The organism is Vibrio sp. R15-SG3-ISO1A, from assembly GCF_059833955.1.
In genome coordinates, this window is sequence record NZ_JCBDGH010000078.1 from 1 (window position 1) to 13,900 (window position 13,900).

A 13,900-nucleotide genomic window follows, 5' to 3' on the forward strand; every position below is an offset into this window, starting at 1 on the left:
GAGTTCACGACCGTAAACTTTACAAGAACCTTCAACCATGCGGATACCACCGTTAGGGATGATAGCGCGCTTAAGAGGAGCGTCAGTTTGAAGACCAACGATAGTTTCAAGATCTTTTTCGATGTAGCCTGCGTCGTGAGCAGTGATGGTAGAGATAACGTCAGTATCGAAATCAACAGGAGCGTGCGTTGAGTTTTCGATCTTGATACCTTCCATTACTTTAGCCCAAAGCTTGTTTGTCGCTTCAGTACCTTCAGAAACTAGGAAAGATTCGTCGCCTTCGTATGGGGCATAGTTTTTCTGAATGAAATCACGAACGTTTACTTCGTTTTGCCAGTCACCCGCTGCAAAACCTTCCCAAGCTTTAGCAAATTGCTCTGCCATGACATACCTACCTTTTTAGTAGTAAAAACACGTACTGTTCTGAATTTATAGTCAACGTGTTGACCATTCAGCATCCTCATTACTGAGGCAGTACACTCTAATGAATAACAATAGGTATAGTCTTAAACCAAAGGAACGCAAAGGACAGGAAAAACTATAACTATTGTCACTAAAAGTAATATGGTTATTTCTTACTGTAGTTTCAAGGTTAACTTAAAAAAATCTTACAAACCTTAAACTAAATCAATAAATGCTAAAAAAAGTTGATAAAAATGGGGTGGCTATTTAAGCCACCCACACAAATGTTGAATCTTTACAGCCAGGCTGGAATGCCGTACTGAGCTTCCAGCATACCTACTGCTAGCATAGCAACAAGACAGATAACAAACACGCCTACTGGGATAATGATTTTGTCTGCGAACGACAAACGAGACGCGCGCTCTTTATCACCAATGAGACCATTGTTATCTAGGAACATAGTCAGTGCCCATGCCAACACAGGGTTAGCGACAACAGACGCAAAGATACAGATACCGGCTGCTTGTGAATCTTTAGTGTCCTTAACCATCTGCATGCCTGCTTCAAGAAGTGGCAAGAATACGCCCACTAATAGTGCAACACGCATCACCGGTGGCCACACCGCGACGTCCATTGGGAAACCAAGAATCGCAACGATGATACACAGTGAACCAAGCAAGATGGCACCCGCTGGGATAGGACGCTTAGCGATCGCTGCTGGGATCATGTAGGTACCCCAAGAAGAGGTAATGTTACCACCGCCAACGGCAGTACCGACCATTTGGCGTACTGAACACATGGTCATGGTGTCGTCCACATCCATTAAGACTTTTTCTGTCTTACGAGGGTAGTTCAGCTCTTGGAAGATACGGTGACCAAGGAAGTCAGGCGACCACATCGCGACAGCCAGAATCGCAAAAGGTAGAGACGCGATAAAGTGTTCAAGATTTGGTAGACCTAGCATCCAACCTTGCTCTGTGCTGCCCCACCAGTAAACAGGGTTAAGGTTTGGCAGACCCATCTCGGTTTCGAAGGTTAAGTCGAAGCCCGCACCCAGACCTAGGGCAATCAAAAGCCCGGTAAAGGCACACACGGGAATCGCCAACCAGCGCATGTTGATTTTTGCTAGGAAAGCGTAAATACCGATGGTGATACCCAATACAATCAGACCCACATAGCCCATGCTACCTGCCGCAACATCAGCAGATTGGAGCCCTGTTGCCCACGACTGAATGGAACCGATCTGGCTCATGGTACCGGTAAAGCCCAAGAAGATAAGCAAGCCGCCGGCGGTGCCTTCTGAGGTGAGGTTGACGAGCTTGGAGCCACCTTTAAAGTAGCTGAGTAGCAAGCCGAATACACCTAAAAGAATCGCAAGTGCAAGAGGGTGAGCACCGGCAAGGGCAATCGAACCGATCAATGGAATCATCGGACCGTGGTTACCCGCAAGGTTCGCTCGTGGGTTTAAGAAGCCGGATGAAATAATACAGAACAGTAGGGCTGGGATGAGCATTTCCACACGAGCCACTTCGATGGCGAACTCTTTACCTAGGTTCACGTGCTCCCATGCGGCGGATAGGCCGTCTGCCCAAGACATCATTACCGCTGAGTACATTGCAATAATGCCAATGGTACCTGCAAGTGCAGGGACTAAGTCTTCCAGCTCGAAACGGAAGTCGCGACCCGGAAGGTTAAGACCAAAACGACGAGGCTTCATAATTTGAAGCTCGTGGTCTAGATAATCTGAACGGGTTGCAAACTCAGAGGCAGGGCGGTGCAGCTCCTGGTAGCTCTTGTTTTCGATATCCGAATCAGAGTGCGGTTTGTTCACTGCGTCTGACATAGATTCCTCATATTTCAAAATGTTGATAATTCCAAAAGCTACTCGATAGTGATGATTGTCGATAGCTCATAATCTTGCAATTTGGCTTGCTGCGCTGCTCTTACCTTGTAGCTCGAACATTATGTGCCTAAGCATAGACAAAAGAAAAGGCAGTAAGTCAGTCAAATTAGGCTTTTATGGATGAGGCGAGTTTAACGTGCTAACCCCTTAGAGTGATTGATTTAGATCACTTTAAGAAAGAATGTGAAAGAAAACTACACAACGCCGCATATGCACGTAAGTTACTGTTCATACGCCTGAAAATTAATTTCACATTGCTATTTTTACTAGATATACAACCATTTGCGTCGTGTATGTTTCAGATAAAATTATCAATTACTTGAAGTGGATCTTCTTTTTATAAAATTGTTAAAGGGTCGGGTTGGATATAGTGATGGCGAGATATTTCATTTATGCGTATAAACAAGGTGAATAATCTAAAAGTTGAATAAAAAGTCATATTTTGTAACTTAATATCCCACAATGTCAGGTTAATAATTTGTTGCATGTTGTCCGGACTAGTGCTAGTTTGTAGCGAATGTGGGCCATAGCCCGAGCAGTCAACCGGATTGACGTTAACGTTTTCGTTTAGGGGGCACAGTTTTTGCTTTCACAGAGGCAAGTGTCGTTCTCAATTTCGCCGCTGAATGGTTTTTATCAACACAGATGAGCCATAGCTGCGCGAGCGCCGACTCGGAATCGTCATTCGGACAAGAAAAAGAATACAGGGAGTTTGCGCGCATGAAAGATGTACCCGCGCTGGATATTAAAGAACTGCACAAAACATTTGGACAAAATGAGGTCCTAAAAGGCATTTCGCTTGAGGCACACAAAGGGGATGTGATTTCCATCATTGGCTCTTCCGGTTCAGGAAAGAGTACCTTCCTACGTTGTATCAACCTGTTAGAAACGCCTACCGCTGGCGAGATATGGGTAAATGGTGAACTGATTCAGATGAAGCACAATCGTCAGGGGGAAGCCGTTCCCGCCAACGAAAAGCAAGTGCAACGTATTCGATCTCGTCTCGCCATGGTCTTCCAAGGGTTCAATTTGTGGTCTCATATGACGGTACTGGAAAACGTGATTGAAGCGCCAGTGCACGTCCTTGGCGTCCCTAAAGCGCAAGCGATTGAAAACGCAGAAATGCTGCTAAAGAAAGTGGGCCTTTACGAGCGAAAGGACTATTACCCAGGTCACTTGTCGGGTGGCCAGCAGCAACGTGCCGCGATTGCCCGTGCGTTGGCCGTTGATCCGGAAGTGATGCTATTTGACGAACCGACGTCAGCACTCGATCCCGAGCTTGTCGGTGAAGTTCTCGGGGTTATGAGAGATTTGGCAGAAGAAGGGCGCACCATGTTAGTTGTTACTCACGAAATGGCGTTTGCTCGCGATGTCTCAAATCATGTCATGTTTTTGCATCAAGGATTGGTGGAAGAACAAGGAGACCCAGCTAAACTGTTTACCAACCCAGACTCAAAACGTCTAAAGCAGTTTATCTCGTCTATCTATTAAGGCTTCTTTAATCAAAACAGTCTTTATTTAAAGGACACAACAATAAACACAACATACAAAATCACAGGAGTATGGAAATGAAAAAGTGGTTAGTCGTTGCAGCATTGGCTGCGACAGCAGCAACTGGTGTGGCTCAGGCAAAAGAATGGAAAACCGTTCGTTTTGGTATTGAGGGTGCGTATCCTCCGTTTAGCTGGACAGAATCTGATGGTTCTCTTAAAGGCTTCGACGTTGATATGGCCAACGCGCTGTGTGAAGAGATGAAAGTTGAGTGTAAGATCGTACCGCAAGACTGGGACGGCATTATCCCATCTCTGCTAGCACGTAAATACGATGCGATCATCGCTGCGATGTCGATTACAGAAGAGCGTAAAAAGAAAGTGGATTTCACTGGCAAATACGCACAAATCCCAAACAAATTTATCGCTAAGAAAGGCGCAGGTCTTGATTTCGATAGCCTAAGCGGCGCTAAGATCGGTGTTCAGCGTGCAACAACGCACGACAAGTACCTGACAGACAACTACGGTGACCAAGTCGAAATCGTGCGTTACGGTTCATTTGATGAAGCGTACCTTGATCTTGCCAACGGCCGTATCGTTGCAGTACTAGGTGATGCTTCAGCATTGGAAGAAGGCGTTCTGAATAAAGCGGGTGGCGAAGGCTACGAATTCGTTGGTCCTTCTTTGACTGATCCAAAATGGTTTGGTGACGGCATGGGCATTGCCGTTCGTAAACAAGATAAAGATCTAACGCAAAAACTCGACGCAGCTATCCTGTCTCTACGTGAGAAAGGTGTGTACCAAGAGATTGCGGCTAAGTACTTTAACTACGACGTTTACGGTCAGTAATTCTCCTTCGACCGCTGGTGCTCGTTCCTTGATGTAGCCAGCGGTCGATCTCTTTCTATAGCCAGCTCAATGATTCTATTGATGTAGGAAATTGAGTTTAGGGATCAGGAACTCACCTATGCTGGATTTACAAGGATACGAAGCCTCTATATTGAAAGGGGCCGTGGTGACCATTGAGGTCGCCTTATTGTCACTGCTTCTTGCCATGATTTTAGGCATGCTGGGTGCTTTGGCGAAACTCGCCCCTTATCGCTGGGCAAGAGCTATCGCCACTCTCTATACAACGGTTATCCGTGGTATTCCCGATTTAGTCTTAATGATGCTGATTTTCTTCGGCGGACAGATTCTATTAAACAACAGTCTCTACTCGATCAATGAAACCTTGAATGGTTGGTTTGCAGCGAGTGATCCAAACCACGAGTGGACGTCTTACTTACCTGATTACATCGACGTGAGCCCGTTTATCGCTGGCGTGATGACCATAGGCTTCATCTTCGGTGCTTACATGGCGGAGACATTTCGTGGCGCCATCATGGCGGTAGATAAGGGCGAGATGGAAGCGGCAAAAGCATACGGCATGAGCTCGGTGCTCGCCTTTCGCCGGATCTTACTCCCTCAGATGATACGCCACGCTTTACCGGGCTTTGGTAACAACTGGCTGGTATTGCTTAAAACCACAGCCTTGGTCTCTATTATCGGCCTGGAAGATATGGTGCGCGTGAGCTCACTCGCCGCAGGCTCAACCAAAATGCCGTTCACTTTTTATATGGCGGTCGCGGTGATTTTTCTCTTTTTCACCAGTGTGTCGACTGGGCTACTTAAAGTCGTCGAGCGAAAATTCAGTATTCATACGAGGTAGGGCATGGATTTTTCATTGATTATTGATAGCTTGCCTATCTACCTAGATGGTTTGTGGACGACAACGTGGTTGGTGGGACTCGCTCTCGTTATTGGTTTGTGTGTCGCTATCCCGCTGGGTATTGCGCGAAATAGCCAACATTATTGGTTGGTCGGGCCAAGTTGGGCGTTTATTTATTTCTTCCGTGGCACGCCGCTGTTGGTTCAGCTCTACCTAATTTATTACGGTATGGATCAGTTTTTCCCAGTGAAAGATACTCTATGGGAAAATGCTTGGTTTTGTGCGTTGGTTGCCTTTGTGCTCAATACTTCGGCGTACACCGCTGAAATCATTCGCGGTGCAATTAACGGGCTGCCGAAAGGCGAGGTGGAAGCGGCTAAAGCGTATGGTATGGGCACCTTTTTGACTTACCGTCGTATCATTCTGCCGAGCGCATTGCGCCGAGCTCTGCCAGCCTACAGTAACGAAGTGATCTTTATGCTGCATGGAAGCGCGGTGGCCGGTATTGTCACCATCTTAGATTTGACGGGCGCTGCGCGTCTGGTGAATTCTCGCTACTACGCGCCGTTTGAATCCTTCCTCACGGCTGGCCTGTTCTACATGGCACTGACCTTCGTGATTCTTTGGGTTTTCAAAGGGGCAGAAAAACGTTTCTTAGCGTACCTGAGACCGCTGAGTTAACCTATCTTGTAAATGAAAAAATGGCTTCCATCTGGAAGCCATTTTTGTATTCAACGCAAAATCGAATCAACGCAAAATCGAACTCTGGGCACTAAGACATAATGATGAGCACCGTGCCGGCCAGCGTCATCAAGATATTGGCGATGGCGTAGGTACCTGCGTAGCCCAGTGCAGGGATAGTTGATTTGGCGTAGTCATTCACGATGTCCATCGCTGGCGCACAGGTACGCGCGCCGATGATGGCGCCAAACAGCAGCGCACGGTTCATTTTCAAGATATAGGCGCCAACCAGATACGCCAAAGCCACCGGCACTACGCTGACTAAAAACGCCAAACCGAGCACTTGAGGACCCACTTGCGTGAGGTGATCAAACATTTTGCTACCGGCACTGAGGCCAATCCCCACCATAAAGATCATCAGTCCCAAGTCTTTGACCATGTTGAGTGCACCTTGCGGAACGTAGCCAAACGTTGGGTGGTTGGCACGTAAAAAGCCGAGAGTGATCCCCGAAAGCAGCAAGCCAACGGCATTCCCCAAGCCGAACGACACTTGGCCAAAGGTCATGGTGACCAAACCAAACATAATGCCAAGAATGAAGAAGCTACAAAACGCGAGCAAATCCGCCATTTGGCTATGAATAGAGATAAAGCCGATTTTTTCCGCCAGCCCTTGGACGCGGCTGCGCTCACCACTGACTTGGATAATGTCACCTTTAGCAAGCACAATATCCAAATCCATCGGCATCTCAATTTGAGCGCGAACCACTCGGTTTAGGAAACAGCCATACTCAGAAAGATTGAGGTCAGAGAGACGTTTCCCCGCAATCGCATCGCTTTTGACTACGATCTCCTCTTCAACGATGCGCAGATCGAGCAAGTTACGATCAAACACTTCTTTACCGTGGCGGAAACTAGGATCAAGACGTGCGTGACTATCGGGAAAGCCAACCAGTGCAATCTCATCGCCCTCTTGCAGAATCGCATCCCCATCAGGGTGGGCAAGGATGCCATTACGACGAATGCGCTCGATGTAACAACCCGTTTGGCGATAGATACCCAACTCACGCAAGTTCTTGCCATCGGTCCAATCAATCAGCTCCGGGCCGACTCGGTAGGCGCGAATAATCGGCAGGTACACTTTTCGTTGCCCAGAACCGCCCAATCCGCGCTCTTGTGCGATTTGCTGAGCAGAGTCAGACAGATTCTGTTTTTGCAGCTTCGGCAGTAGCTTGGCAAAGAAGATCATGCTGATAAGGCCAATCAAATAGGCCATCGCATAACCGACAGAGAGGTTTTCTAGCACCAAGGCGAAATCCATATTCTTGGGTAATTCCGCCAATCCTGAATTGAGCGCATCTTGCGCACCGACCAATACGGGTGTTGAGGTTAGCGCACCTGCCATCATGCCGGCGGCCAAGCCATAGTTTAGGCCCATATAGTGGCTAGCAAAATAGGTAATACTGAGCGCGGCTGACAACACCACCATACTCAAGATGAAGTAGTGCTTGCCGTCGCGAAAGAATATGCCGAAGAAGTTGGGGCCTGCCTCAATACCTACACAGTAGATAAACAACATAAAGCCGATGGTCAGTGCGTCAGCATTAAACATGAAACCTAAATGACCCATGATCAAAGAGGTAATCAAAACGCCAATCGAGTTACCAAGGTGGAAGTTGCCAAATCGAATTTTACCAATCGCTAAACCGATCGCTAATACGACGAAAATCAATAAGATAGGGTTTTGTTCTAACAAGAGTACGACGTCAATGTTCACGGGCTATATCTGTGCGCTGCCGAGGAGTAAGTTAAGTGTGCGAATTGTAGCGAAATATTTCAAAAAGATAAGTGAATTTTTTGAGAGTTTACTCATCGTTGACATTAGACAAAGTAATGTAAAACGCACGCACAAAAAAACCGCGATATTCGCGGTTTTCGTACAACAGTGTGAGTGGGTGACGTTTAAGCGTCAAACAAACCCAAGTGCTCTTTTGCGTATGCTTCGAAATCATCGCAACCACCGATGTGCTCTTGATCGATAAAGATCTGTGGCACAGTTTCCACTGGCTTGCCGACGGTTTTCTCTAGGTCAGCTTTGGAAATGCCTTCTGCGTGAATATCCACGTAGCGGTAGTTGAAGTCGTCACGCTTTGCTTTTAGCGTTTCTGCGTGTTCTTTTGCACGAACACAGTATGGGCAAGCTGGGCGACCAAAAATAACGACGAACATATCTTTCTCCTTTGATTTTAATAGTGCCACTATGCCCGAATCGTTATAGGAAATAAAGTGGCATTTACCTCTTGGGTTAATAGGGCAGACCTATTGATTGTGTTTTAAACATTTTACTTTTTTGCGACGTACAAGGTGAGGTCTTTATCGAGAAAACCATGATTAATTTAAGGTTAAATAAGCAAGTTTGCACTAGCTCAACGTTATTTCTGGGGAGACGGTGCACTCTGTATCCAGTAATGGAATGAATCAAGGAGTCGGCCAATGTTTCAGTTTATGACTTCAACACGGATCGTGTTTGGTGAAGGGGCGTTTGAGTCGTCGCTTTCGCTTATCAACCAGTTTGGCTACAGCGTGCTTCTGGTCACCGGTAAAAACCTCAATCGGTGCGGGCCGCTACTGCATCACCTCAAAAGTCAAAAACTTCGCTACCAACACGTTGCCGTGAGCGGCGAACCCAACATCACCATGATTGAAGAAACCGCGACGGTCGGCCGCCGTTTTAAACCTGACTTGGTTGTGGCGATGGGCGGTGGCAGTGTGATTGATGTCGGCAAAGCGCTGGCGGCGGTGATTCCAAATCAAGGCGATGTGTATGATTATGTCGAGGTGGTGGGCCGAAACGTTCCGCTCAAAACCAAGCCTTTACCTTTTATTGCGATCCCAACCACAGCGAGTACCGGCTCTGAAGTAACGCGTAATGCCGTACTGCGCTCAGGTCAAGAACAAGTGAAAGTGAGTCTACGCAGCCCCGATATGCTGGCGGATGTCGCGATTGTCGATCCGACTTTAACCTATGGGATGGACCGTTACCGCTCTGGGCGAGGTGCAATGGATGCGTTCACGCATCTGATGGAAGCCTATGTTTGTGGCATGCCTAACCCGCTCACCGATATGATCTGTGAAGAGGGGTTAAGACGGTTGAGCCACTCTGTGCTGCCAGCGTGCTTGGAGGACGACCATAAAGCGCGGGCCGATATCTCGTTTGCCGCTATGCTCGGCGGTATGGCCAGTACCAATGCCAAGCTCGGTGCAGCGCACGGATTGGCGTCAGCGCTTGGAGGCAAACTGGATGCGCCACACAGCGTGATCACCGCGCGCTTGGCTCCTTATGTGATGGCGGAAAACATTCAAGCCGCGATGGAATCCCAGCGTACAGACGTACTCGAAAGGTTCACCAAAGTCGCGCAATTGCTGACGGGGCGAGTGAATGCGCATCGAGAAGACGCGATCTTATGGGTCAATATGATGCTCGAAAAATTGAACATCCCAGAGTTGATTCAATTTGGGGTTTGCTCGACCGCGTTTGATGTGGTCGCGGCGGATGCGCTGAAATCAACGTCGATCAAAGGCAATCCGCTACCACTGACCAAAGAGCGACTGATGGCGATTCTAGGCCAAGTGTGCCAATGCCAAGGCGAGTGTACCGAGCACAGTTCGGTGGGCGAGGACGCGCGGGCTTCTATCGTCTTTACCAGTCATGATATAGAACCATCGCGGCTACAAAAATCCTAATAATAACGGCGCTCATTGAGCGCCGTTATGGATTCTCGCCAGTGTAAGATCTCTAGAACTGAGAAAGCTTGTCGTAGCGAGAGTCTTTCAATACGTCTTTGACGCGACGTAGGTTTTCTCTAAATCCGGTACCGCGGCGCAGCGTAAAACCAGTCGCAAGGACGTCAATCACAGTCATTTGAACCACGCGGCTAGCCATTGGCATGTACACGTCGGTGTCTTCAGGGATGTCGAGCGTGATAGAGAGTGAGCTGGCTTTATCAAGCGGGGAGTCTTTCGCGGTAATCGCGATGACCGTCGCACCGTTTTCGCGCGCTAGGTTGGCGATCTCTACCTGACTCTTTGTACGGCCAGTGTGTGAAATCAACACGATGACGTCGTTGTCTGTACAGTTGATGCAGCTCATGCGTTGCATCACGATATCTTCAAAGCAGGTGATCGGGATGTTGAAACGGATGAATTTGTTTTGAGCATCTTTCGCCACAGCAGACGATGCCCCTAAACCAAAGAAAGAGATGCGCTTCGCTTGTGTCAGAAGGTCGACGGCACGATTGACCTGCATAGCGTCAAGGCTGTTTTTAGCGACATCCAAACAGGCCATCGTGGACTCAAAAATTTTGTGCGTGTAGGCATCTGGGCCGTCGTCTTCTTCGACGTTGCGATTAACATAAGGTGTACCGTTCGCAAGGCTCTGAGCCAAGTGCAGTTTAAAGTCGGGGAAACCTTTGGTGTCCAGGCGGCGGCAGAAACGGTTGACGGTCGGCTCACTGACATCGGCCATTTTGGCCAACGTTGCGATGCTGGAATGAATCGCTGTCTGAGGGGAAGCCATGATGACTTCGGCGACTTTGCGTTCAGACTTGCTAAAATTTTCCAGGTTCTTCTGAATTTTTTCTAATGTGTTCATAGTGTTCACGAGGGTATGTAGAACATCTAACTGGATATACCTGATTTTTGTAGTGTAGAGAACAACTTGTTCGCTAAAGGTAATGACAATCCAGCGCCATAAGCTCAGTATAAACCTAAGCCGAACGTTTAAGGCAGTGTTTCCGTCATACAAATGATGAGAATATGACAAGCCTCAAACTAAATTTTGTTTAAACTACGGAAATACGCTTAAACCCCGACCAAAAATCGCATTTTCGGTCGGGTGTTGATAAATGAATTACAGCTTTTCAGAAAGAAAATTTCATTTGGTGAGAATGTTTTCGGCAAGGGCATCGATTTGCGCCATTAAGTTTGGCGCTTGTGTTGCGATATGACGCTGCTCTTCCAACACGGATTTCAGAATATCACAATGCGTGAGCGGGTTCGCCAGAACAACACGAAATACGATGGTGTGCTCACGATTCCAACGCTCAGGATTGAGTCGTGTTCGTGAAACGAAGGATTTGCCGGTTTCACGCTGGCGCTTTTGGATAAACTTAGTGAGCTCGTTAAGCAAATTATTCAGCTCATGGGTTTGAGCGTCATTGGCTTGTTCTAGCGCCGCGCGCACCTTCTCAGGTAGATAACGGTAGGTGAGTAAGCACAGCTCAGGTTCAGAGACTAATTCGAAATCACGTTGCTGCTGAATTAAATCCGCAAAGAATTTCGCTTTTTCGATGCTTTGATCGATCAGCAGTTCATAACCGGGACGGCTGATAATATGCATAGCCGCATAAACGAGCATGGCCATACCTGAGCGTGAACCCTCTAATGTATGGCTACCGAGATCTTTGGATCCCTTACGCAGTATGTACTGTGCGTGGTGCTCGATGGATTTCATCGCATCTGGCTGCTTAAACAGCACCATGCCCGCGCCCATTGGAATGTAGAGCTGTTTATGCGCATCTATGGTGACTGAGTCGGCCAACTCAATACCATCGAGTAGGTGACGATGGTTGTTCGACATTAATGTCGCACCGCCCCAAGCGGCATCGACATGGAAATGACAGCCTTCTTCTTGGCAGATCAGCGCCACTTCACGTAGAGGATCGATATTGCCCGTTTCTGTGGTGCCTGCAACGCCGACAACGGCAAATGGCTTGATGCGTTTAGCTTTGAGCTCAGCAATTTGATGTTTCAAATCTTGTGGGCAGATCTTGTTATCCGGCCCAGTCTTCACCGAGACCAAACCATCTTGACCAATCCCGAGGACATCCGCCGCTTTTTTCAACGAGTAGTGGCCTCGTTCAGAGACCAAAATTGCGAGCCCTTCATAGCCATAGTGCTTCATGGCTTTGAATAGGCCTTCTTTTTCCACGCCAGTGAAGGCACCGTCAGGGCGTAGCGAATTGTTTCTCGCCACCCACAGCGCGGTGATGTTCGCGACGGTGCCGCCCGAGCAAAACGCACCTAGAGAGTGGTTTGCGCTGTGCATCCAAGTCGAATAAAAGTCGTCACTGCGATGGTAAATCAGGCGATGGAGCATGCCGAGCACTTGCCTCTCAAGGGGCGTAAATGCTTTGGACGTCTCGATTTTGACCAAGTTCTGATTGAGTGCAATCATGATCTTGGAGAGTGGCATCAGGAAATAGGGCAGAGCAGAGGTCATATGACCAATAAAGCTCGGTGCTGATGTATGAACAGATTGAGAGACGAGCGTGTCGAGCAAATGCTGTGTGTGGTCTGAGACAAACTCAGGTTGCTCTGGGATAGAGGCGTTGGAGAAGTCTTTCTCTATGTCGAGTAGAGGTTTTTCTTCCGCAACGATGTGCTCTCGCAAAAACTTGTTCAAGTTTCGCGATAGTTCCTCTTCTATCTTGGTGAGTGTTGAGTCTGGCCCTTCAGGTACTGTAAAGATTCGAAGTAAGCTTTCGAAACTCACATCTGCCGTTTTGTGTTCCGATACCATACAGCTACATTGCTCTAATATTTTTGTTGCAAGCGCGACAATCTAAACGAAAACGGGCACAAAGTCCCGTTTTAATTGATGGATCTCAGTTTGCATCACTCAGTCACAGATGCCGGTAATAGCGTGAATGTTAACGAGTGAGTACAGACGAGATTCGGTTTACTGACAATCAATCGATTCAAGCGCTTGAATCGATTGATTGTAGCGCTTGAGCGCTGCATCAATTTTGGTTGGGTGGCTCAGTAAATCGGCAAACGCAGAGCGTAGCTCGTAGTTTTTCTCGTGCGGCTTGGCTTGGCGATCATTAAACGTCACGCTCGCTAATTGGCCTAGCTCGTCACTGCGCGAGGTCAGTACCTTGATGTCTTTTTGATCAAGCTGCAACCACGCTTCTACTGGCTGCGCAGTCGCCACTTTTGAGGCGTCATGCTCTAGATAGTATTTCACCGCAGCGCGATTAAGCTCAAAGTGATGCTGGCGCCCTTGTAGGAACCACTCACTGACTTCGGTCAACTCTGGGTATTGCTCTGAGGTAAGCTGAGACAAATCTTCATACCAATGCAAAGACGCATCGATATAAGCGTCGTATTTTTTTTCTAGGCAAGCGTTGTCTGCTGCCAACGCTAAATGGGAGGTAGCAGCGAGTGCGAGGGCGACAATGGTGCGTTTCATAAGCATTCCTTTAAAGACGTATTCTTTGGGCCAACTTCTTTGATTGGCCTTTCATGTCGGCATCGTCATCATTAGGTGCCGAACGGGTTTCCTTCACTCGGATGGACGAAGCAAAGGGACAATATAGTGGATTGTTTCTGGCATTCCTGCGATCTAACCTGCAAGTGAGACAAAGAACAGCATCATTACAGGGACTAATAGGCTAAGAATAAAGCCACTGACAATCGCCACAGGCACGCAGCGCACGCCGCCGGTGGTTTGGATGACTGGCAAGGTGAAGTCCATCGCCGTTGCACCCGCATAGCCGATTGCCGTACAAGGTTTAGTACGAATAAAGAGGGGGATCAGCACCAATGCAATCAATTCTCGCAGCAACTCAATCATAAAGGACGCGCCGCCGTAGATAGGGCCAAAGGCGTCCCCCATCAAGATGCCGGCTAAAGAGTACCAGCCAAAGCCGGACGCCA

At 48.0% G+C, this 13,900-nt stretch carries 13 protein-coding genes; 5 read left to right on the forward strand and 8 right to left on the reverse strand.

Annotated elements, in window-relative coordinates; translation table 11 throughout:
• Nucleotides 1–384 (reverse strand): pyruvate formate lyase family protein (locus tag AC6R0L_RS13055; RefSeq protein ID WP_500629381.1); only part of this gene is annotated, 384 nt, incomplete at its 3' end.
• 313 nt (nt 385–697) lie between these two features.
• Nucleotides 698–2,245: a DUF3360 family protein gene (locus AC6R0L_RS13060; protein WP_334552484.1), complete on the reverse strand. Its 1,548-nt coding sequence runs from the start codon at nt 2,243–2,245 to the stop codon at nt 698–700.
• A 780-nt stretch (nt 2,246–3,025) separates the two neighbouring features.
• Between AC6R0L_RS13060 and AC6R0L_RS13065 the strand changes: the two genes are divergently transcribed.
• The 4 genes from AC6R0L_RS13065 (at nt 3,026) to AC6R0L_RS13080 (ending at nt 6,184) form a co-directional block, all read left to right on the forward strand.
• Nucleotides 3,026–3,796 (forward strand): ABC transporter ATP-binding protein, encoded by a 771-nt coding sequence (locus tag AC6R0L_RS13065; RefSeq protein ID WP_500626141.1) that lies wholly within the window; start codon nt 3,026–3,028, stop codon nt 3,794–3,796.
• 77 nt (nt 3,797–3,873) lie between these two features.
• Complete coding sequence (locus AC6R0L_RS13070) at nt 3,874–4,644, forward strand: ABC transporter substrate-binding protein (protein ID WP_334552482.1); 771 nt, start codon at nt 3,874–3,876, stop codon at nt 4,642–4,644.
• Between the two features lie 118 nt (nt 4,645–4,762).
• Nucleotides 4,763–5,503, forward strand: coding sequence for an ABC transporter permease (locus AC6R0L_RS13075; RefSeq protein WP_334552481.1), 741 nt, complete (start codon nt 4,763–4,765; stop codon nt 5,501–5,503).
• A gap of 3 nt (nt 5,504–5,506) precedes the next feature.
• Nucleotides 5,507–6,184 carry an ABC transporter permease gene (locus AC6R0L_RS13080; protein ID WP_334552480.1) on the forward strand — a complete coding sequence of 226 codons (678 nt, stop codon included), beginning with the start codon at nt 5,507–5,509 and terminating at the stop codon, nt 6,182–6,184.
• Nucleotides 6,185–6,275: 91 nt separating this feature from the next.
• On the opposite strand, the gene AC6R0L_RS13085 is transcribed toward AC6R0L_RS13080, so the two are convergent.
• Both AC6R0L_RS13085 and AC6R0L_RS13090 read right to left on the reverse strand, forming a co-directional pair.
• A complete protein-coding gene (locus AC6R0L_RS13085) occupies nt 6,276–7,958 on the reverse strand; it encodes an aspartate:alanine antiporter (RefSeq protein WP_500629382.1) in 1,683 nt (560 codons plus the stop codon).
• 185 nt (nt 7,959–8,143) lie between these two features.
• Nucleotides 8,144–8,410 (reverse strand): GrxA family glutaredoxin, encoded by a 267-nt coding sequence (locus AC6R0L_RS13090; protein ID WP_334552478.1) that lies wholly within the window; start codon nt 8,408–8,410, stop codon nt 8,144–8,146.
• 264 nt (nt 8,411–8,674) lie between these two features.
• On the opposite strand from AC6R0L_RS13090, the gene AC6R0L_RS13095 reads away from it, so the two are divergent.
• Entirely contained in the window at nt 8,675–9,925 is a 1,251-nt protein-coding gene (locus tag AC6R0L_RS13095; protein WP_500629383.1) for an iron-containing alcohol dehydrogenase, read from the forward strand.
• 52 nt (nt 9,926–9,977) lie between these two features.
• On the opposite strand, the gene AC6R0L_RS13100 is transcribed toward AC6R0L_RS13095, so the two are convergent.
• From AC6R0L_RS13100 to AC6R0L_RS13115, 4 genes are all read right to left on the reverse strand, one after another.
• The gene (locus tag AC6R0L_RS13100; RefSeq protein WP_334552476.1) at nt 9,978–10,832 is read right to left on the reverse strand and encodes a MurR/RpiR family transcriptional regulator; all 855 of its coding nucleotides are present in this window, start codon (nt 10,830–10,832) and stop codon (nt 9,978–9,980) included.
• A gap of 282 nt (nt 10,833–11,114) precedes the next feature.
• A complete protein-coding gene (gene panP / locus AC6R0L_RS13105; protein WP_487901161.1) occupies nt 11,115–12,761 on the reverse strand; it encodes a pyridoxal-dependent aspartate 1-decarboxylase PanP in 1,647 nt (548 codons plus the stop codon).
• Between the two features lie 159 nt (nt 12,762–12,920).
• Nucleotides 12,921–13,433 (reverse strand): hypothetical protein, encoded by a 513-nt coding sequence (locus AC6R0L_RS13110; RefSeq protein ID WP_487901162.1) that lies wholly within the window; start codon nt 13,431–13,433, stop codon nt 12,921–12,923.
• Nucleotides 13,434–13,586: 153 nt separating this feature from the next.
• The coding region (locus AC6R0L_RS13115; RefSeq protein ID WP_500629384.1) for a LysO family transporter at nt 13,587–13,900 on the reverse strand (314 nt) is incomplete at its 5' end.